17 protein-coding genes are annotated in these 20,697 nt (G+C 40.1%); 14 read left to right on the plus strand and 3 right to left on the minus strand.

Annotated features, from left to right (window positions below):
• Positions 1-186 precede the first annotated feature (186 nt).
• The 5 genes from ACTJJH_RS10770 (at position 187) to epmA (ending at position 6,122) form a co-directional block, all read left to right on the plus strand.
• Positions 187-2,595 carry an FdhF/YdeP family oxidoreductase gene (locus ACTJJH_RS10770; RefSeq protein ID WP_002118434.1) on the plus strand — a complete coding sequence of 803 codons (2,409 nt, stop codon included), beginning with the start codon at positions 187-189 and terminating at the stop codon, positions 2,593-2,595.
• 78 nt (positions 2,596-2,673) lie between these two features.
• Positions 2,674-3,465, plus strand: coding sequence for a formate dehydrogenase accessory sulfurtransferase FdhD (gene fdhD / locus ACTJJH_RS10775; RefSeq protein ID WP_202745166.1), 792 nt, complete (start codon positions 2,674-2,676; stop codon positions 3,463-3,465).
• 119 nt (positions 3,466-3,584) lie between these two features.
• Positions 3,585-3,977, plus strand: coding sequence for a YkvA family protein (locus tag ACTJJH_RS10780; RefSeq protein WP_017399216.1), 393 nt, complete (start codon positions 3,585-3,587; stop codon positions 3,975-3,977).
• Positions 3,978-4,083: 106 nt separating this feature from the next.
• Positions 4,084-5,151 (plus strand): 4-phosphoerythronate dehydrogenase, encoded by a 1,068-nt coding sequence (locus ACTJJH_RS10785; RefSeq protein ID WP_440601125.1) that lies wholly within the window; start codon positions 4,084-4,086, stop codon positions 5,149-5,151.
• Positions 5,148-6,122 carry an EF-P lysine aminoacylase EpmA gene (epmA, locus tag ACTJJH_RS10790; protein WP_044101868.1) on the plus strand — a complete coding sequence of 325 codons (975 nt, stop codon included), beginning with the start codon at positions 5,148-5,150 and terminating at the stop codon, positions 6,120-6,122. Before ACTJJH_RS10785 ends, epmA begins: the two co-directional genes overlap by 4 nt.
• 58 nt (positions 6,123-6,180) lie before the next feature.
• On the opposite strand, the gene ACTJJH_RS10795 is transcribed toward epmA, so the two are convergent.
• Positions 6,181-7,152 carry a Tim44 domain-containing protein gene (locus tag ACTJJH_RS10795; protein ID WP_063099465.1) on the minus strand — a complete coding sequence of 324 codons (972 nt, stop codon included), beginning with the start codon at positions 7,150-7,152 and terminating at the stop codon, positions 6,181-6,183.
• 82 nt (positions 7,153-7,234) lie between these two features.
• Positions 7,235-8,623, minus strand: a complete 1,389-nt coding sequence (gene radA / locus ACTJJH_RS10800) for a DNA repair protein RadA (RefSeq protein ID WP_005073053.1) — start codon at positions 8,621-8,623, stop codon at positions 7,235-7,237.
• A 487-nt stretch (positions 8,624-9,110) separates the two neighbouring features.
• On the opposite strand from radA, the gene ACTJJH_RS10805 reads away from it, so the two are divergent.
• From ACTJJH_RS10805 to ACTJJH_RS10825, 5 genes are all read left to right on the plus strand, one after another.
• The gene (locus ACTJJH_RS10805) at positions 9,111-10,517 is read left to right on the plus strand and encodes an amino acid permease (RefSeq protein ID WP_440601126.1); all 1,407 of its coding nucleotides are present in this window, start codon (positions 9,111-9,113) and stop codon (positions 10,515-10,517) included.
• Positions 10,518-10,657: 140 nt separating this feature from the next.
• Positions 10,658-10,879 (plus strand): LPS translocon maturation chaperone LptM, encoded by a 222-nt coding sequence (gene lptM, locus ACTJJH_RS10810; protein WP_002118887.1) that lies wholly within the window; start codon positions 10,658-10,660, stop codon positions 10,877-10,879.
• A 22-nt stretch (positions 10,880-10,901) separates the two neighbouring features.
• The gene (gene lysA, locus ACTJJH_RS10815) at positions 10,902-12,152 is read left to right on the plus strand and encodes a diaminopimelate decarboxylase (RefSeq protein WP_199975748.1); all 1,251 of its coding nucleotides are present in this window, start codon (positions 10,902-10,904) and stop codon (positions 12,150-12,152) included.
• A 5-nt stretch (positions 12,153-12,157) separates the two neighbouring features.
• The gene (gene dapF, locus ACTJJH_RS10820) at positions 12,158-13,003 is read left to right on the plus strand and encodes a diaminopimelate epimerase (RefSeq protein ID WP_002118553.1); all 846 of its coding nucleotides are present in this window, start codon (positions 12,158-12,160) and stop codon (positions 13,001-13,003) included.
• A 102-nt stretch (positions 13,004-13,105) separates the two neighbouring features.
• Positions 13,106-13,711: an alpha/beta fold hydrolase gene (locus ACTJJH_RS10825; protein ID WP_372553142.1), complete on the plus strand. Its 606-nt coding sequence runs from the start codon at positions 13,106-13,108 to the stop codon at positions 13,709-13,711.
• A gap of 45 nt (positions 13,712-13,756) precedes the next feature.
• On the opposite strand, the gene ACTJJH_RS10830 is transcribed toward ACTJJH_RS10825, so the two are convergent.
• The gene (locus ACTJJH_RS10830; protein WP_204085391.1) at positions 13,757-14,380 is read right to left on the minus strand and encodes a LysE family translocator; all 624 of its coding nucleotides are present in this window, start codon (positions 14,378-14,380) and stop codon (positions 13,757-13,759) included.
• Between the two features lie 165 nt (positions 14,381-14,545).
• Between ACTJJH_RS10830 and xerA the strand changes: the two genes are divergently transcribed.
• The 4 genes from xerA (at position 14,546) to gyrA (ending at position 20,676) form a co-directional block, all read left to right on the plus strand.
• Entirely contained in the window at positions 14,546-15,433 is an 888-nt protein-coding gene (gene xerA, locus ACTJJH_RS10835) for a site-specific tyrosine recombinase/integron integrase (RefSeq protein WP_014207413.1), read from the plus strand.
• A gap of 461 nt (positions 15,434-15,894) precedes the next feature.
• Positions 15,895-16,644, plus strand: coding sequence for an electron transfer flavoprotein subunit beta/FixA family protein (locus ACTJJH_RS10840; RefSeq protein ID WP_002118903.1), 750 nt, complete (start codon positions 15,895-15,897; stop codon positions 16,642-16,644).
• A 17-nt stretch (positions 16,645-16,661) separates the two neighbouring features.
• On the plus strand, positions 16,662-17,594 hold the full coding sequence (locus tag ACTJJH_RS10845) for an electron transfer flavoprotein subunit alpha/FixB family protein (RefSeq protein ID WP_002118921.1): 933 nt from the start codon (positions 16,662-16,664) through the stop codon (positions 17,592-17,594).
• A gap of 367 nt (positions 17,595-17,961) precedes the next feature.
• Positions 17,962-20,676 carry a DNA gyrase subunit A gene (gene gyrA / locus ACTJJH_RS10850; protein WP_270906262.1) on the plus strand — a complete coding sequence of 905 codons (2,715 nt, stop codon included), beginning with the start codon at positions 17,962-17,964 and terminating at the stop codon, positions 20,674-20,676.
• The last annotated feature ends 21 nt before the right edge of the window (positions 20,677-20,697 follow it).

Here is a 20,697-nt window from a genome sequence, read left to right on the forward strand (position 1 = left end):
TGTAATTGTAAAAAATATGGCACATATTATAAGAACAGTTGAGCCAGCTTTTTAAAATATGGTGAATAACATACCAAGAGGACTCTACCCATAAGCTAGACAGCAGCGATTCTTAATATAAGCATAATTAAATTGTGGTTCTATTAGATTTGTTGAATGCCTAAGAAGAATTAAGAGGATGACAAAGTGGATAATTCAGAAGAACAAAAGCACATACAGGAAAATAACGGTTTTGCGCGAATTGAGCCATATACTCATCCTGCTGGCGGGTGGGGCGCACTGCTAAGTGTTGCTCGAAACTTAAAGCGACAAGATATTTTAGGTAAAGGTTCAATTACCTTACTCAACATTAACCAACCTACAGGTTTTGACTGTCCCGGCTGTGCATGGCCAGAAAAGAAAGATGCTCACGCATTTAACTTCTGTGAAAATGGTGCAAAAGCAGTTGCCTTTGAAGCAACCAGTAAAACAGTAACCCCTGAATATTTCGCAGGTCATACCGTCAGTTGGCTGTCAGAGCAAAGTGACTTTTTCCTCGAAGACTTAGGCCGTTTAACCGACCCAGTTCGCTATGATGCTGCAACCGATAAATATGTGCCTATTTCATGGGACGATGCATTTAAACTCATTGCTCAACATTTACATGCGCTAGACAACCCAGACCAAGCGGCATTTTATACTTCGGGTCGTGCCAGTAACGAAGCAGCATTTTTATATCAATTGTTTGTGAGAAGCTTTGGTACAAATAACTTTCCAGACTGCTCGAACATGTGTCATGAAACCACAAGTGTTGGCTTACTTGACTCGATTGGTTTAGGAAAAGGCACAGTCACCCTAGAAGACTTTGACGTAGCCGATGCTATTTTTAGTTTTGGTCATAACCCCGGCACCAACCATCCACGTATGTTAGGTACTTTGCGTGAAGTATCTAAACGTGGCGGCAACATTATTGCGATTAACCCAATTAAAGAGCGAGGTCTTGAGCGTTTCCAAGACCCGCAAGCACCTCTTGAAATGATGACCAACGGCAGTACGCCAATTAGTCGTTATTATTTCCAACCTAAAATTGGGGGCGACTATGCACTCATGTTAGGGATGTTAAAGCACTTAAATGAGTGGGATAAAAAAGCACTTGCCTCAGGTAAACCAAGCGTTTTTGACCGAAACTTTATTGCGGTTAATACCGTTGGTTTTGATGAAATGATTGCTGAGGTTGAAAGAACTGAATGGGCAGATATTTATAAACACTCAGGGTTATCGCCTGAACATTTAGAAAAACTCGCCAAACTCTTTTTAGAATCAGAGCGTTCAATTTTCTGTTGGGGAATGGGTATCACGCAACACCGCCACGGCACAGCTAACGTACATATGCTGGCAAATTTATTGTTGGCGCGTGGACAAATTGGCAGACCGGGTGCAGGGCTTTGTCCAGTTCGTGGGCACAGTAACGTGCAAGGCGACCGAACCATGGGTATTAATGAACTGCCTAGCCCTAAATTACTCGATAACATTGACCGCGTATTTGGAATTAAATCACCGAGAAAAAATGGGCATGGTGTTGTTGAGACCATTAAAGCCATGGCTGAAGGCGAGGTCAAAGTCTTTATTGGTTTGGGTGGGAACTTTGCAGTTGCAACGCCAGATACGCCGTATACCCAAGAAGCACTTAGAAAGTGTAATTTAACCGTTCATGTCGCAACCAAGTTAAACCGTAGCCATTTGGTGTGTGGTAAAGATGCACTAATTTTGCCATGTTTAGGTCGTACCGAAATTGATGAGCAGCTTCATGGCCCACAAGCAATTTCAGTTGAAGATTCAATGAGTAATATTCATTTGTCAGCAGGACGTAACGCTCCAATTTCTGACAATATTTTGTCTGAACCAGATATTGTCGCCCGAATGGCTGAAGCAGTGCTTCCAGACAGCCAAATTAAATGGAAATGGTATATCGAAAGCTACGACCGTATTCGTGATTCAATTGCCGATGTGTTTGATGAGTTCCATGACTTTAATTTACGTGTCTATAAACCGGGTGGATTCCATCTAGAGCATCCAGCCAATCAGCACATCTGGAATACAAAAAGTGGTAAAGCGCAGTTTATGATTACACCGCTGAGTGAGGTCTATGCCGATAAAGAAAATCAGTACGCTGCGGCATATACCGACAGTAAGGTTTATACCTTAATGACCACTCGTTCTCATGACCAATACAACACCACTTTATATGGTCTAGATGACCGCTACCGCGGAGTGTTTGGGCAACGCCGTGTGTTATTTATGAACCAAGCTGATATTGATGAAGCTGGTTTTGAAGCAAACCAATGGGTTGATATTGAAAGTGTTTTCTCGGACGGTGTAAAACGTATCGTGCATAGTTTCCGTATTGTGCCGTACAACATTCCGCGAGGCAGCTTGGCCGCTTACTATCCAGAAACTAATCCTTTGGTGGCGTTAAGCAGTCATGATAAATATGCCAAGATTCCTGCTTCAAAAAGTGTTCCTGTGATTTTGCATCCCGGAAATGCGCCAGAGCATTTTAACTTGGCAACAGCAGTTGCGCCTGAAGACGCTGATAAGAAAGTAAGCAACCTTTAATCAAAGGCAATATTAAAAAATGTCATCCAAACAAATGGCGCTCTAAACAAGCGCCATTTTGAAATAAAGGAAATAATTTTGACACCACATTCCTATGGGGTTGAAACATTACCAGTACAGCGGTTTAACAAAAACGACTCTGAAAATGTTTTAGATCATATTGTGCAAGAGTACCCAATTGCTTTGGTGTATAACGGAATTTCACATGCGGTGATGATGGCGACACCGACCGATGTAGAATTATTTGCCAAAGGATTTAGTCTCTCGGAAGGAATTTTAACCAGCTTAAAAGAGCTATATACACTTGATGTACATCAAAATGAATTGGGCATTACGGTTGAAATGACCATTTCATCGAGAGCATTTGCTGCATTAAAAGAACACCGCCGCATGATGGTAGGCCGTACAGGCTGTGGTTTATGTGGAATTGAAAGCTTAGAGCAGTTTCAGTTAGATGTACCTAAAATTACAACACATGCATCAAAAATATGGCTTGAGCAAATTCCGAGTGCTATTTCCCATTTAAAAGTCCAGCAAGAAATTACCGCTTTAACGGGTGGCGCACATGCCGCAGCATGGGTGGTTGACGGTCAAATAGTGGCTTTATTTGAAGATGTTGGCCGCCATAATGCTTTAGATAAATTAATAGGTTATTTAGCACAAGAAAACTACGACACCAGTTTAGGTTTTGTGGTGATGACCAGTCGTGCAAGTTATGAACTTATACGAAAATGTGCCCAGCTGAACATCAGCCTATTGGCGTCAATTTCAGCGCCTACCAGCATGGCCATTCAATTAGCCAAGCAATCTGGCCTGACTTTGGCAAGTTTTTGTAGGGGAGACAGATTTGTTTTATATACAGAAATTTAAAATATATTGTTCAAGATGGTGGATCTAAAATGAAGCTCATCTGACATTTCTTTGGCTTTTAAGCTAAGGATAGGTTTTATGGATTATTATAAAACTCTAAAGGTTCAGAGTCTGTCCAAATGTCTTGGTTACAATCACTAAAAGAATGGGCAAAACGTCTAAAAAAACAAATTATTATGCTTTGGTTTGCATCAAAGCATCCTCAAATGCCATGGTTCCCAAAAGTTATTGCTGTGGTGGCTGTGGCTTATGCCTTTAGTCCAATCGATTTAATTCCAGATTTTATTCCTATTTTAGGCCTTTTAGATGAGGCCATCATTCTACCGATGCTGATTTGGTTAGCTGTTCGTTTTACACCTCAACAAGTCATTTTAGATGCGGAACAACAAGCGGAAGAATGGCTAGATCAACAGGAGCGTCGGCCTCAAAATTATTTGGTTGCTGTGTTGATTATTCTAGTTTGGATCACACTGGCCTTGATGGCCTATTTCTACTTTGGTGGTGGTTTATAATTTGCAAACCGTCAAAGTTTAGAATCGTGAATTTAAAGGCATTAACATTGTGCTTTGCTACAACTCAAAGGATAATAACGTTTTTATAAGCTATGAGTTGCAGACAATGAAAATCGTCGCAGATGAAAACTTGGCATTTACCGATTACTTTTTTTCAGAATTTGGCGATATTCAACACAAAGCAGGGCGTACTTTAACCCATGCAGATGTAAAAGATGCTGAAGCTTTATTGGTTCGTTCGGTTACTGCAGTTAACGCAAGTTTAATTGAAAACACCGTATTAAAATATGTGGGCAGTGCCACAATCGGGACCGATCATTTAGATATTGCGGCGTTAGAAAAACAAGGAATTACGTGGGCCAATGCGGCCGGTTGTAATGCGCAAGCGGTTGCTGAATATGTCATTACTGCTTTACTGTATTTAGATGCAAACCTTTTAGAACAACAAGAAAAATTTACCCTAGGTATTGTTGGCCTTGGCAACGTCGGTAAGCGCTTGGCTTATATGGCTCAGTTGTTTGGCTGGAACGTAATTGGCTTCGACCCATATGTGAAACTAGACACAATTGAAAATGTAAGCTTAGAAACTCTGTTGCAACAAGCCAACGCAATTTCAATTCATGTGCCGCTTACAAAAAACGGTCAACATCCGACATATCATCTGTTTGATGAAAAAGCTTTTGCAACGCTTCAACCTGACACAATTTTAATTAATAGTGCACGTGGTCTAGTCGTGAAAGAAGCTGCTTTAATGGAAGATATTCAGCGTACCCAGCGTAAAGTGGTGCTTGATGTATTTGAGCATGAGCCAGTCATATCAGAAGAGCTTTTAAATATGTTGGCTTTAGCAACACCGCATATTGCTGGTTATAGCCTTGAAGGAAAAGCTCGCGGTACACAAATGATTTATGAAGCTTTTTGTCAAAAGTTTGGATATGACCTGAATAAGCGTTTTGAAACTCAGCTACCTGCATGCGAAGACTATTTTTCAGGACATGATTTAAAAGCAGTGTTAAAGCAAAAGTTAGCTCAGATTTATGATATTGCTCAAGATGATGCCAACATCCGTGCTTGTATTAAAGACGGCAAAGTAGAGCAAAAAGCATTTGATTTATTACGTAAAAATTATCCGCTGCGCCGTGAATGGGCAGCACATGGGGGACCACAGGCATGAGTTTAAGCTATCAACCTACTTGTTCAATTGATGCCTTAAAAGCTCGTGCCAAGCTCTATACCCAAATTCGTCAGTTTTTTGCTGAACGTGGTGTCATGGAAGTCGAAACACCGATCGTTTCACAGGCAGGTGTTACCGATGTGCATTTAGCTTCAGTTCAGGCTTTGCGTCATATTAATGGCAAATTGCAAACTCAATATTTACAGACTTCACCAGAGTTTGCCATGAAGCGTTTATTGGCGAGCGGTAGTGGACCGATTTATCAAATCTGTAAGGTGTTCCGAGACGATGAACACGGGCGTAAACACAACAGTGAATTTACTATGCTTGAATGGTATCGCCCCGGTCTAGACTTAAAAGCGTTAATGCATGAAACAGCCGATTTATTGCAAACATGTTTGCAGCATCGTTTTGGCGAAGTTCGTCCATTTATTTTAAGTTATAAGCATGCCTTTCAAGATCGTCTTGATATCAACCCTTTGCAGGCAACTTTGAAACAACTCAAAGATACGGCAAATCGTGTGGGGTTAAATCTCGACTTGGGCGATGATCGCCTAGCTTATATGGATTTGTTATTTTCTCATTTTGTTGAACCAAGTTTAGGTTTTGATGCTCCAGTTTTTTTAACTGACTTTCCACCAGAAATGGCCTCTTTGGCAAAAGTGAAAGTAGATGAAGATGGGGAAGAGGTCGCGGCGCGTTTCGAGGTTTATATTGAAGGCTTAGAGCTAGCCAATGCCTACGATGAATTGCTTGATGCAGATGTGTTACGTTCACGCTTTGAAGCAGATAATACAGAGCGGGCTAAGCAAGGGCTTCATATTATGCCTTTAGATGAGCATCTGTTAGCAGCGTTGCCTCATATGCCGGAATGCTCAGGTATCGCTTTAGGTGTAGACCGTTTACTCATGGTTGCAATGGATCAGGTCAAAATCGAAAAAGTAGTGACCTTTCCAGCAGAAATTGCTTAAACGCTGATAAATAAAAAAGCCACAATATTGTGGCTTTTTTATTGAGGATTTATTTAGCTTAAGCTTGTTGAATACCTGCAACAACCCAGTCTTGCTGAGAGCCAACAGGTTTAACAAAGTGCCAGATTTCGGTAAACGGTTGTGGCAAGCTGTTTAGGTCTTCGCTTACTGTACCAGTGAAACGTACGCTTACTACGTATTGACCATTTTCAGTCGCACTGTCTACAACCATCGCATTCAAGTTACTAAATTCAGCAACGTCCTGATCTTGGTTTTCCATGATGTCGTTATACATTGAACTATAAAGTTCTGGTGTTAAGTAACGGCGAATTTCTTCAATATTACTTGCAGTATTCATCGATTGGATGTGATTAAAACGTTGACGTGCAATACGTAAGAACGCAGCTGGTTCACTACCATCTGGAAGTTGATTGCCATTGCTCGTGGTTACACCGCCAAAAGGCGCTTGCGTTGCTGCACCGCCACCCACAGATTGACCAAAGATATTTGTATTATCGCCAGCATTACGTGGCGCTGCTTGTGGCGCAGCAGAACGGCCAAATGGGTTTTGACCGTTGCTATTTGGTGCGTAAGGGTTGTTACCTGCTAATTTTTTTTTTGATCCCAATTTACGGAATACAAAGAAAGCAAGAGCTGCAGCAAGCAATACCCAAATCCAACCTGGGATTCCACCTTTTTTCTCTTCTTGAGCTTGAGCCTGAGTGGCTTGCTGTTCAGTTGATGTCGGTTTGTCATCAGCTAAAGCATTTGCTGCAACAGCACCTACGGCAGCACCAGCCACACCAGCTGCAACCATTGAACCAACACCTGGACCAGATTTCTGAGGCGCTGTAGTGGTTTGTTGAACTGGAGTCACTTGACGAGGTTGTTGATAAGACTGGCTTGAAGTAGTCGAACGTGCCATACCGTGGCTTTTACCACCACCTGCACGTTTAGCTTCAGCAAGAGGAGAAATTGCTAAAGCAGCCATTAAAATACCGGTAATCAAGCCACGCTGGTGTACTTCCATAGGAAATTCCTGTTTAAAGTTAATTTGTAATAGTATTTATGCAGGCTTTTACTCTAAATTTCAACTATAAAAGTATGTTTTTTTATGTCAATTCATCACTGAGTTGCATAGCTTCTGTCAATGCTTCATGCAAGCGCGCAACAGCAATAACTTGTACGCCTGGAATTGCCTTTTGAGGGGCGTTTCCTCTTGGTAAAATGACATATTTAAAGCCATGTTTTGCTGCTTCTTTTAAGCGCTCCTGACCGTTAGGAACAGGGCGAATTTCACCAGAAAGCCCAACTTCACCAAAAACTGCAAGCTGTTGGGGCAACGCTTTAGTACGTAAACTTGAAGCACATGCAAGTAAAACAGCCAAATCAGAACCTGTTTCGGTAATTTTTAAGCCACCTACAATGTTGACGTATACATCTTGTCCAGTGGTTTGCACGCCACCATGACGATGCATTACAGCAAGCAACATGTTCAAACGGTTTTGTTCAAGACCAAGTGCAACACGTCGTGGTTGTCCTTGAGCATCATCAACTAAAGCTTGCACTTCGACCAAAAGAGGGCGAGTTCCTTCACGGCTAATCATCACAATTGAACCGGGAATCGCTTCATCATAACGACTTAGGAAAATAGCAGAAGGATTGGCCACTTCACGTAGGCCTTTATCAGTCATGCCAAATACGCCAAGCTCATTCACTGCACCAAAACGGTTTTTAACAGCACGAATCATTCGATAACGTGAGTCTGATTGACCTTCAAAGTAAAGTACGCAGTCCACCATATGCTCTAAAACACGCGGACCTGCCAGTGCACCTTCTTTGGTCACGTGACCAACAATGAATAGCGCCGTGCCACTATTTTTTGCATAACGGGTTAATAAAGCAGCAGATTCACGAATTTGTGAAACACCACCCGGAGCAGATTGGAGGGTTTCTGTATAAAGAGTTTGAATCGAATCTAGAATAGCGACTACAGGTTTTTCTTGTTCTAAAACTTCACAAATGCGTTCTACACAGGTTTCAGCCATGACTTTTAATTGGTCGGTTGGCAGGTCAAGACGTTGCGCACGAAGAGCTACCTGAGATAAAGATTCCTCACCCGTAATATAAAGCGCAGAGCTTTTTGCGCTTGCCATATGGGTCGCAGTTTGCAAAAGAATGGTTGATTTACCAATACCGGGGTCACCACCAATCAGCACCACAGAACCTGTCACCAAACCGCCGCCAAGCACTCGGTCAAATTCGCTAATGCCTGTAGGTAAGCGGGTTTCATGAGAAACGGAAACTTTATTTAGTGTTGTAATATTAGCAACTTGTCCAGCATAGCCCCCAATTTTAGGACGTGCACGGTGAGCAGTGGTTGGCTCAAGTTTAACTTCAGTCAGAGAATTCCATTCACCACACTCTGAGCATTGACCAGCCCATTTAAGATGATCGGCACCACATTGCTCGCAACGGTAAACAGTTTTGACTTTGCTCATATTCGACTTCAGTTAAAAACTTCTTAATTAATAGTAGAAACGGAGTATAACAAAACCAAAATAGAGAATCAGTTTTGAAGTGGAATACATTTTGCTTAATTTAAAACAACGAAAATATTAGGTCATTGTCATGTGTTAGTTAATTTAAAAGATTAAGGTCGAGCAGGGGTGTTTTTAATAAACAGACGAAGGACTGAAATGAAATAGAAGATTAGAAAATGGTCAATTGAATAGTCTTTTTAATTTAAAAATCAGACAAGTTCAAGTCATGTTTTTAGACCGTAAAGTGCGTTGTATTGCTATGGGCTTGTGCGTATTATCAGATTTAATTGTATGTAGCTTGAAATCATCAGCAATACAGATAAAAATCGGTTAGCTGAAAAATTATCAAAAAATATACATTTAAAAGATACCTGCAAATGGTGCGATATCGTCTTTTTGATTTTAGCTAACGGACTAAAAAAAATTACTGGAGTGTATTGATAAGATGTCGAATCAAAATCTGAATGAGCCTCATGAACAAGGTGAGCTCCATCGTAGCCTTTCAAATCGGCATTTACAGCTGATCGCGATTGGCGGTGCAATTGGTACGGGATTGTTTATGGGATCAGGCAAAACGATTAGTCTTGCTGGCCCTTCAATCTTATTTATTTACCTGATTATTGGTGTGATGGTGTTTTTTGTCATGCGTGCGCTTGGCGAATTACTTCTTTCAAATCTTGCCTATAAATCATTTATTGATTTCACAACAGATTTAATTGGCCCATGGGCAGGTTATTTTGTAGGTTGGACCTATTGGCTGTGTTGGATCACCATTGGTATTGCCGATCTTTCTGCAATTATCTATTACTTACAATTCTTCAATAATGGTCTACCTTTCTCGCCAGTTGAAGGTGCCATGATCAGTGTTGCAGCCATCGTATTCATTATGGGCTTGAACTTGTTAACAGTTCGCCTGTTTGGTGAATTAGAGTTTTGGTTTGCGCTGATTAAAATCCTCGCAATTATTATTTTAATTGCAGTGGGTTTATGGATGATCTTTACGGGCTTTACCTCGACTACTGGTGAAGTGGCATCCTTTACTCATTTGTGGGCAAATGGTGGTTTCTTCCCGACGGGTGTACATGGCTTCTTGGCAGGCTTCCAGATTGCGATTTTTGCTTTCGTTGGTGTAGAACTTGTGGGAACAACGGCTGCGGAAACGAAAGACCCAGCACGTAACTTACCAAAAGCAATTAACTCAATTCCAATCCGTATCATTATTTTCTACGTATTGGCATTGTTGATTGTGATGTCTGTAACACCTTGGAATAAAATTGATCCAGCGATCAGTCCATTTGTAAACTTGTTTAGTCAAGCAGGTGTGGCAGCAGCAGCGATCTTGATGAACTTGGTGGTATTGTCATCAGTAATGTCATCCATGAACAGTGGCGTGTTTTCAACAAGCCGTATGTTATTTGGTCTATCTCGTGAAGATCAGGGTCCAAAAGCTTTTGGTAAATTGAACAGACGTGCGGTACCAGCAAATGCATTGTATTTCTCTGCTGCGTGTTTATTGTTAGGTGCGGCATTACAGTATTTTGTTCCAAATACAGTTGAGGCATTTACGCTTGCAACGACGCTTTCAACGATTCTGTTCATTTGCGTGTGGTTACTCATTATCTGGAGTTATATCCGTTACTACACTACGCGTCCTGAGCTGCATGCCAAATCAACATTTAAATTGCCAGGCGGTCTATTTACATGTTGGATCACGATTATTTTCTTTATTGGTATGATTTACGTGTTGTCGTTGGAACCAGATACGTTCAAAGCGCTTAAAGTCAGCCCAATTTGGTTTGTTATCTTGATCATTGGTTATTTCTTCTTCTATAAACCACGTCATAAAAAGTAATTAAATTTATTTGCTTATGATCAAACGCTGGCTGAAAAGCTGGCGTTTTTTATGCATATTGTTTTTCTCTTTAAGTTTACTCTTTAGCCGCCTGCATGATCACGGTATACTGCATCGAATTGTTTAAATCAGGTGCTCAGATGCGTCGTGTCATTTGCCTCATCAGTTTATTGAGCAGCAGTATTTTGCTTAGCGCTTGTGGTCAGTCAGGAGCATTACAGCTACCTTCTGATCCGAATTATGACAAACGTGCGAAATACTTGCTCTATCGTAATAAAGAACAGAAACAAGTTGTGCAACAGGATGAGCAGGCTGAACAGCCAGTTGAATCATCAGCCCCAACCCAAACAACTTCACCTTAAGCTTTGAAATAAGGACACATTCATGAGTTTCACTCGCATTAATGGAGTATTGCATGCAGAGCAATGTTCTATGGAGCAGCTTGCGCAGCAATTTGGCACCCCTTTGTATGTTTATTCAAAAGCAGCTTTTGAAAAACATTACTTAGATATGGACCGTGCTTTTGATTTTATTGATCATCAAATCTGTTTTGCGGTGAAATCTAACTCAAATATAGCTGTTCTGAATGTGTTGGCAAAACTTGGTGCTGGTTTTGATATCGTATCAGGTGGTGAACTTGCACGAGTTTTAAAAGCAGGTGGAGATGCATCTAAAGTTGTTTTTTCTGGCTTGGGTAAAACCGAAGCCGATATCGAAACATCGTTAAATGTAGGCATTGCTTGTTTTAACGTAGAGTCTTATGCAGAACTAGACCGCCTTCAAAAAGTTGCAGCTCGTCTAGGCAAAAAAGCGCCAATTTCTTTACGTGTAAATCCAGACGTAGATGCAAAAACTCATCCTTATATTTCAACTGGTTTAAAAGAAAATAAATTTGGTATCCCAAGTGATACCGTTTATGAAACTTATCAATATGCTGCATCTTTGCCAAACCTTGAAATCATTGGAATTGACTGTCACATTGGTTCGCAATTGACCGAGACTAAACCGTTTGTTGACGCTTTAGATCGTGTCATGTTGATGATCGAAGAATTGAAAAAACTTGGTATCAATCTTAAACATATTGATATCGGTGGTGGTTTAGGTGTTTGTTATAAAGATGAAACACCGCCAAGTGTTGAAGAATATGCCAACTCAATGAAACCTGCTTTAGAAAAGTTAGGTCTCAAGGTTTATATGGAGCCGGGTCGTAGCATTAGTGCAAATGCGGGTGTGCTTTTAACAAAAGTTGATTTGCTCAAGCCAACGAGCCACCGTAACTTTGCCATTATTGATGCTGCAATGAATGATTTAATTCGTCCTGCTTTATATGAAGCGTGGATGGATATCCAACCTGTAGTGCCAAGTTCTGATACTGAAGAAAAAACTTGGGATCTTGTGGGTGCAATCTGTGAAACAGGTGACTTCATTGGTAAAGATCGTTCACTGGCTTTAAAAGAAAATGACTTGTTAGCTGTTCTTGGCGCTGGCGCTTATGGTTTTGTAATGAGTTCAAATTACAATACACGTGGACGTGCCGCGGAAGTGATGGTGTCAGGTGATAAAGCCCATTTGATTCGTGAGCGTGAAACGGTTGAATCCCTTTGGGAAAAAGAACGCTTATTGCCTGAGGAGTAAATGAAATGTTGTTAGAATTTACTAAAATGCATGGCCTAGGCAACGACTTCATGGTGGTTGATCTAATCAGCCAACGTGCTTATTTAGATACAGAAACAATTCAACGCTTAGCCGATCGTCATTTCGGTATTGGTTTTGATCAGCTTTTAATTGTTGAACCACCAGATTTACCGGAAGCAGATTTTAAATATCGTATTTTTAATGCAGATGGGTCTGAAGTTGAACAATGTGGTAATGGTGTACGCTGTTTTGCTCGCTTTGTACATGAGCGCCATTTAACAACGAAAACTAGTATTACTGTTCAAACGAAAGCAGGGATTGTCAAACCTGAACTGGGGCAAAATGGTTGGGTTCGCGTGAATATGGGCTACCCGAAATTCTTGCCGAATGAAATTCCATTCATTGCTGAACAACCAGAAGCTTTATATACACTTGAGTTAGCTAACGACCAGAACATTAATATTGATGTGGTCAATATGGGCAACCCTCATGCTGTCACTATTGTTCCAGATGTATTAACTGCAGATGTTGCTGGCATTGGCCCACAAGTTGAGTCACATAAACGTTTTCCTGAACGTGTTAATGCTGGCTTTATGCAAGTAATTGATGAAAAACATGTTCGCTTACGTGTATTTGAACGTGGCGTCGGTGAAACCCTTGCATGTGGTACAGGTGCTTGTGCCGCTGCGGTAAGTGGTATGCGCCGTGGCTTACTTGCGAACTCAGTTGAAGTTGAACTTGCTGGTGGTAAGTTACAAATTGAATGGCAAGAAGGTGATGTGGTTTGGATGACGGGTCCAACAACTCATGTATATGATGGGCGTTTGGATTTACGTTATTTCCAAGGTTAATCGCATTACCTAAATAAAAGCCTCTTTTCATCAGCTAAATTGATAAAAGAGGCTTTCTTTTATATGTACAATAATTTTTTAATTTTATTACTTTATAAAAATATGAATAATTTAATTTTCTTACCTGGCGCATCAGGCGGTACGACATTTTGGCATCCCTTAATTGAAAAATTACCTCAGCAGTATCGTACAAAAATTATTGGTTATCCCGGTTTTGGAGATACACCAGAATCCCTTGAAGTGAAGAGTTTTGAAGACCTAACAAATTATGTGGTCAATCAAATTAATGAAGAATCTGTAATTGTTGCTCAATCAATGGGTGGTGTTTTTGCCGTTGCCGCAGCACTACAAAAAACTCAACTGGTGAAAGGGTTGGTCTTGATCGCAACTTCTGGTGGAATCAACCTTAAGCGATTTAATGTACAAGACTGGCGTGAAGCATACCGCCAAACATTTTTAAAATATCCTGATTGGTTTATTACTACCAATGTTAACTACGAAGAGTTTTTATCAGATATAAATATTGAAACTTTATTAATCTGGGGCGATAACGATCCAGTGAGCCCCGTTCAGGTGGGTCAATATTTAAATCAAAAATTTGAAAATTCGATGTTATATGTTGTGAAAAATGGCGACCATCAATTGGCAGAAGAACATGCTGATGAAGTGGCCGCACAAATTAATGATTATTTAAAAAAGATGAAGTAAGTTTTTTAAAACGGAAGCGTGCTGTGTTAGCACGCTTTTTAAAATTTATCTTTTACTCAAAGCTAATTTCAAAGCAAACAACACAAAAATACTGCCAGTAATCCGATCCATATATTTCACAAATTTGGGTTGCTTAAGATAACGTGACAGTGGCTGCATAGCCAAAATTAATAAAGTTGACCATAGCATTCCAATCACCACATGAATCATTACCAGTCCCATCACCCAAGTAACTGCCGATGCTTGTGGTGGAATAAACTGTGGAAGAAATGAAATATAAAAAATACCAACTTTGGGATTAAGTAAATTACCCAAAAAACCCTTAATAAACCAATTTTGTGAAGGAGAGGTATTTGAACTATTCTCTTGAATATCTGAAAGTTGGCTACGTGGTTTTAAAATCATATTTAAACCTAACCATGCTAGATAAGCTGCTCCCATCCATTTTAGAATATTAAAAGCGAGATCAGATGCCATGAGCAAAGCACCCAGACCACAGGCAACCACAATTCCCCATACAATACAGCCAAGGCTAATGCCGACAGCTGCTTGAAACGCTTTCGATTTACCTTCAAGTGTTGCTGTACGAATAATTAAAGTCGTATCTAAACCCGGGGTCAATGTAAGTAAGGTAATCGCAATTAAATAAGGGATGAGTATGGTGGTCATGGCAGCAAGATCCAATGAATACTTGGTTTAAATTGTAATATATAAATTAGATCAGCATTAGGTTGTACGGTATCAAATTTTCATGATCACATAGTTTTTGGTACACTCAAAAAAATGAGCAAATAAATGGAGAGCAATTTGGATTTTGCATTACAACTGCTCTCAATGTGGTTAAAAGAAAGAAAAATACAGAATCAATCTGAGCACACGATTACTGCTTATGAACGAGATGTTAAAAGCTTTCTTGAGTTCTGCGAGCACAAACAACTAGATTTGAGAAATATTGAAGCTTCAGATTTAAGAGAGTACTTAGCGCAGCGTGTCGAACAGGACCAGTTAAGTTCAAGTAGCATGCAACGCCATCTCACTTCAATTCGCCAATTTATGAAATGGGCTGAACAAGGAAAATATCTAGAAATTAACCCTACTGATGATTTTAAGCTTAAACGTCAGCCTAGGCCTTTGCCGGGTATGATCGACATAGAAACGGTTAATCAAATTTTAGATCAACCTATGCCGGAAAAACCAGTTGATCAGCAATTGTGGCTAAGAGATAAAGCCATGCTCGAGTTACTTTACTCAAGTGGTTTACGTTTAGCTGAATTACAAGGTTTAACAGTTAAAGATGTAGATTTTAATCGCCAACTTGTTCGTATTACAGGTAAAGGAAATAAAACCCGTATAGTACCATTTGGGAAAAAAGCAAAAGAAAGTCTATTGAACTGGTTGAAAGTTTACAAAATTTGGAAGGGACATTTCGATCAAAACGATTCTGTCTTTATTTCCTTGCGAGGCGGAGCGCTCACTCCAAGGCAAATTGAAAAACGAGTGAAACTTCAGGCACAAAGAGCAGGTGTAAATGTAGATTTACATCCGCATTTATTACGTCATTGTTTTGCTAGCCATATGCTATCAAGTAGTGGTGATTTGCGATCAGTACAAGAAATGTTAGGTCACAGTAATTTGTCTACGACACAAATTTATACGCATATTGATTTTGATCATTTAGCACAAGTATATGATCAAGCTCATCCAAGGGCTCATAAAAACTAAAATTTAAAAATAGACTCAATAAATAGATAATTAAATTGAGAAGTTTTAGGTGAATGTAGAGATCATTTGTATTTTTTTACAAATTTGTTTAAGAGAAATAGTCAAAACAGCCAAATTGACCATTTTGATCTTTGGGTATTTTATCGACTACTGGGTCTAAAAAACCTCGGATTTAAGGTTTTTAAAAGTAATGTTATGTTTCTAGCTAATATGCTAAATAAGATAAAAAGATAATAAAAATCAATGTATAAAATACAGTTTAAAAAGAATAAAATAGGCCTTCATAGCAGTCTAAAATTTTTTTATGAACTGATGATTTCATTTTTTTTGTGCTGTTCCAGAAAATTGTGACTTGACCGAAATGCCAAACACATTGCAAGATAGGGTACCTAAAAAATTTTAATTGAAGAGTTAATATACTTTTCTCAACATTTACTTTTGCTAGAACAGCCGAGGATTACATGAAGGCTCTTGTTGCTGTAAAACGCGTGGTTGATGCCAACGTTAAAGTTCGTGTTAAGCCGGACAATAGTGGGGTTGACCTTACCAACGTAAAAATGTCAATTAACCCATTTTGTGAAATCGCAGTGGAAGAAGCGGTTCGCTTAAAAGAAAAAGGAACAGTATCAGAAATCGTTGTTGTTTCTGTAGGTCCTAAAGAAGCTCAAGAACAAATCCGTTCTGCAATGGCTCTAGGCGCAGACCGTGGTATTTTGGTTGAAACTACTGATGAAATTGGCGCTTTAGAAGTTGCTAAAATTTTAAAAGGTGTTGTTGAAGCTGAAAAACCAGAACTTATCCTTCTTGGTAAACAAGCAATTGATGATGACTCTAACCAAGTAGGTCAAATGCTTGGTGCATTATTAGGTGCTGGTCAAGGTACATTCGCTTCTGAAGTGAAAGTTGATGGCGGTAAAGTACAAGTGACTCGTGAAGTTGACGGTGGTTTACAAACTGTTGAACTTACACTTCCTGCAATCATCACGACTGACTTGCGTTTGAACGAGCCACGTTATGCAGCATTGCCTAACATCATGAAAGCTCGTAAGAAGCCACTTGATACAAAATCTCCTGCTGATTATGGCGTTACAGCTGGTACTAAGCTTAAAACTGTTAAAGTTGAAGCTCCAGCAGAACGTAAAGCTGGCGTACAAGTGAAATCTGTAGATGAGCTTGTTGAAAAATTGAAAAATGAAGCGAAAGTGATCTAATACGGAAGGATAAAATCATGAGTATTTTAGTTATCGCTGACCACAACAACCAAGTACTTAACGGTGCTACTTTAAACGTTGTTGCTGCAGCACAAAAAATCGGTGGTGATATTACTGTATTAGTTGCTGGTTCTGGTGCTCAAGCAGTTGCTGATGCTGCTGCTAAAGTTGCTGGTGTAAGCAAAGTTTTACTTGCTGACAACGCTGCTTATGCAAACCAATTAGCTGAAAACGTAGCTGGCTTAGTTGCTGACTTGGCTAAAGGTTACAAATACGTTTTAGCTGCTTCTACAACAACTGGTAAGAATATTCTTCCACGTGTTGCTGCTCTTCTTGATGTAAGCATGATCACAGATATCATTTCTGTTGAATCTGCGAACACATTCAAGCGTCCTATCTATGCAGGTAACGCGATTGCAACTGTTCAATCTGACGAAGCAATCATTGTTGGTACCGTTCGTGGTACAGCATTTGATCCAGTTGCTGCGGAAGGCGGTTCAGCTGCTGTTGAAACAGTTGGCGAAGTAAAAGATGCGGGTATTTCACACTTCGTATCTGAAGAAATCGTTAAGCTTGATCGTCCAGAATTAACTGCGGCTCGCATCGTAGTTTCTGGTGGTCGTGGTGTAGGTTCTGGTGAGAACTACCATAAAGTACTTGATCCATTAGCTGACAAGCTTGGTGCAGCACAAGGTGCTTCACGTGCAGCAGTTGATGCGGGCTTTGTACCTAACGATTTCCAAGTTGGTCAAACTGGTAAAATCGTTGCGCCTGAGCTTTACGTTGCTGTAGGTATTTCTGGTGCGATCCAGCATTTAGCTGGTATGAAAGATTCTAAAGTTATTGTTGCAATCAACAAAGACGAAGAAGCGCCAATCAACAGTGTTGCTGACTACTGGTTAGTTGGTGATTTGAACACTGTAGTACCTGAATTGGTATCTAAACTTTAATCTTTACCGATTAAAGCTAAAAAACCCTTAGTTTTTACTAGGGGTTTTTTTTATTATGGATAGTGTCCTGAAATGTATAACTGAGACTTTTATCTCATTTGAGGTTTGATTTTTATAGAATAAAAATCACATAGTTTTATTAAGAATAGAACATGCTCGTTATAGCGATATGATAAGAATAATATGCAATTAAATTATACAAATATCACCAGATTAGCAGTGTAGATTCCGCACATTACAAAGTGCTTTTATGCTATAGTATACAGCTATATTTTTTTCGATTTTAGTTCAGTTTCCGGAACTAAATTTTTTGCAAGATCAAGACATATAAGCAGATGGAAATTTCTATCTGTAAGAAGGAGTATGCATGAGCGTATCGGAAATCCGACCGATTGCCATTGAGGACGAACTCAAGCATTCATATTTAGATTACGCGATGAGTGTAATCGTATCTCGTGCATTGCCGGATGTGAGAGACGGTCTGAAACCTGTTCACCGTCGTGTGCTTTATGCCATGCACGAATTGGGCAATGACTATAACAAAGCCTACAAGAAATCTGCGCGTGTTGTTGGGGACGTAATCGGTAAATATCACCCTCATGGTGACTCAGCTGTTTATGAAACCATTGTACGTATGGCTCAGGACTTTAGCTTACGTTATTTATTGGTAGATGGTCAGGGTAACTTCGGTTCGATTGATGGTGATAGCGCAGCTGCGATGCGTTATACCGAAGTCCGTATGACCAAGCTTGCACACGAGCTTCTTGCAGATCTAGAAAAAGACACGGTTGACTGGGAAGATAACTACGACGGATCTGAGCGTATTCCTGAAGTACTTCCGACACGTGTTCCTAACTTGTTAATTAATGGCGCTGCTGGTATTGCCGTAGGTATGGCAACCAACATGGCACCGCATAACATGACAGAAGTTGTGAATGCGTGCTTAGCCTATGCTGACAATCCGAATATCTCGATTGAAGGATTGATGGAATACATTACGGGTCCTGACTTTCCTACAGGCGGTATTATTTACGGTAAATCAGGTATTGTTGATGCCTACCGTACAGGTAAAGGCCGCTTACATATTCGTGGTAAGTACCATTTCGAAGAAGATGAAAAGACAGGCCGTACAACCATCGTCTTTACTGAAATTCCATATCAAGTAAACAAAGCAAGAGTTATTGAACGTATTGCTGAGTTAGTGAAAGAGAAAAAACTTGAAGGTATTTCAGAACTTCGTGATGAGTCTGACAAAGAAGGTATGCGTATTGCAATTGACTTAAAGCGTGGTGAAAACGCTGAAGTCGTTGTAAATAACTTATTCTTAAATACTCAACTTGAGAACTCATTCAGCATCAATATGGTTTGTCTTGATAACGGACAACCAAAATTGATGAATCTGAAAGATATTATTGCGGCATTTATCCGTCACCGCCAAGAAGTTGTGACACGCCGTACCATGTTCGAACTGCGTAAAGCACGTGAACGTGGTCATATCTTAGAAGGCTTAACAGTTGCTTTAGCCAATATCGATGAAATTATCGAGACTATTAAAACTTCTGCTAACCCTGCTGAAGCGCGTGAGCGTTTACTTGCAGGTGAGTGGGCAGGTGGTGGTGTGGTTTCATTGCTTGAAAAAGCTGGTGCAATTTCTGTTCGTCCAGATGAAATCGAAGGTGAAAACCCAGATCGTCCATTTGGTTTAACCGATTCAATTTACCGTTTATCACCAACACAAGTAGGCGCGATTTTAGAATTACGTTTACACCGTTTAACAGGTCTTGAACAAGACAAATTACATGCAGAATATACTGAAATTTTAGGTCAAATCGCTGAACTTACTGCGATTTTGAATGATTTCAATTTATTGATGGCTGTAATTCGCGAAGAGTTAGCACTGGTACTACAACAGTATGGTGATGGACGTCGCACTGAAATTATTGAATCACGTATTGATTTTAGCCGTGAAGATTTAATTCCTGAAGAGCAAGTTGTATTAACGGTTTCACAAACAGGTTATGCAAAAACTCAACCACTTTCAGACTATCAGGCTCAGCGCCGTGGTGGTCGTGGTAAGTCAGCAACTTCAATGAAAGATGATGACTTTATTCAACATCTCATTGTAGCTTCAAACCATGCGACTGTGCTGTGCTTTACCAACGTAGGTAAAGTATATCGTCTTCGTGTGTTTGAAGTGCCTCAAGCATCACGTGGTGCGAAAGGCCGACCGATTGTGAACTTGTTACCTTTAGATGCGAATGAAACAGTAACAGCTATCTTGCCGTTAACTGAGTTCCCAGAAAACCATTACGTATTTATGGCGACAGCATCAGGTACGGTTAAACGTGTTGATTTAGAGCAATTCGCTAATATCCGTTCAAATGGTTTACGTGCAATTGAGCTCAATGAAGAAGATACCTTAATTGGTGTTGCGATTACTGATGGTAATCAGCAAATCATGTTGTTCTCGAACGAAGGTAAGGCAATCCGTTTTGCTGAGACTGACGTACGTGCAATGGGTCGTACTGCGAAAGGTGTTCGTGGTATGCGCGTGAGCTTTGCAAGCAGTACTTTAAGTGAAGAAGATGCAGATGTTGAAAATGATGAATCAGATGACAATGACGATTCAGCAGATTCAAATTTAGTAAGTCGTATCGTATCGCTTGTAGTTGTACCTGAAACAGGTGAAGTACTATGTGCAAGTGCCAACGGTTACGGTAAACGTACTCCTGTAAATGACTTCCCGACCAAGAAACGTGGCGGTAAGGGTGTAATTGCGATTAAGACAAGCGAACGTAACGGTGAGCTTGTTGGTGCAGTGTCTATTGATGAAACCAAAGAATTGTTACTTATTTCTGATGGCGGTACATTAGTTCGTACCCGTGCAGCAGAAGTTGCGATGACTGGTCGTAATGCACAAGGTGTACGCCTAATTCGCTTAAGTGAAGAAGAAACTCTAGTAGGTGTGGTGTCTATTGAAGCCGTCGAAGATGAAGAAGAGTTTCTCGAAGGCGAAGTAGATACTACTGAAACTGATAGCGAAGAAGTTGTATCAAATAATGAAGATGCTTCTGAAGAGTAAGTAAAACTTAAATAAAAAAGG

Source organism: Acinetobacter sp. 22301 (assembly GCF_052045285.1).
Classification (GTDB): Bacteria; Pseudomonadota; Gammaproteobacteria; order Pseudomonadales; family Moraxellaceae; genus Acinetobacter; species Acinetobacter pittii.

Coding starts and splice junctions, on each gene's coding strand:
- radA (WP_005073053.1), bottom strand. CDS start 8,623: ATGAGCAAAGTCAAAACTGTTTACCGTTGCGAGCAATGTGGTGCCGAT.
- lptM (WP_002118887.1), top strand. CDS start 10,658: ATGCGTCGTGTCATTTGCCTCATCAGTTTATTGAGCAGCAGTATTTTG.
- gyrA (WP_270906262.1), top strand. CDS start 17,962: ATGAGCGTATCGGAAATCCGACCGATTGCCATTGAGGACGAACTCAAG.
- lysA (WP_199975748.1), top strand. CDS start 10,902: ATGAGTTTCACTCGCATTAATGGAGTATTGCATGCAGAGCAATGTTCT.
- ACTJJH_RS10805 (WP_440601126.1), top strand. CDS start 9,111: ATGTCGAATCAAAATCTGAATGAGCCTCATGAACAAGGTGAGCTCCAT.
- ACTJJH_RS10780 (WP_017399216.1), top strand. CDS start 3,585: ATGTCTTGGTTACAATCACTAAAAGAATGGGCAAAACGTCTAAAAAAA.
- dapF (WP_002118553.1), top strand. CDS start 12,158: ATGTTGTTAGAATTTACTAAAATGCATGGCCTAGGCAACGACTTCATG.
- ACTJJH_RS10845 (WP_002118921.1), top strand. CDS start 16,662: ATGAGTATTTTAGTTATCGCTGACCACAACAACCAAGTACTTAACGGT.
- ACTJJH_RS10840 (WP_002118903.1), top strand. CDS start 15,895: ATGAAGGCTCTTGTTGCTGTAAAACGCGTGGTTGATGCCAACGTTAAA.
- epmA (WP_044101868.1), top strand. CDS start 5,148: ATGAGTTTAAGCTATCAACCTACTTGTTCAATTGATGCCTTAAAAGCT.
- ACTJJH_RS10825 (WP_372553142.1), top strand. CDS start 13,106: ATGAATAATTTAATTTTCTTACCTGGCGCATCAGGCGGTACGACATTT.
- xerA (WP_014207413.1), top strand. CDS start 14,546: ATGTGGTTAAAAGAAAGAAAAATACAGAATCAATCTGAGCACACGATT.
- ACTJJH_RS10785 (WP_440601125.1), top strand. CDS start 4,084: ATGAAAATCGTCGCAGATGAAAACTTGGCATTTACCGATTACTTTTTT.
- ACTJJH_RS10795 (WP_063099465.1), bottom strand. CDS start 7,152: ATGGAAGTACACCAGCGTGGCTTGATTACCGGTATTTTAATGGCTGCT.
- ACTJJH_RS10830 (WP_204085391.1), bottom strand. CDS start 14,380: ATGACCACCATACTCATCCCTTATTTAATTGCGATTACCTTACTTACA.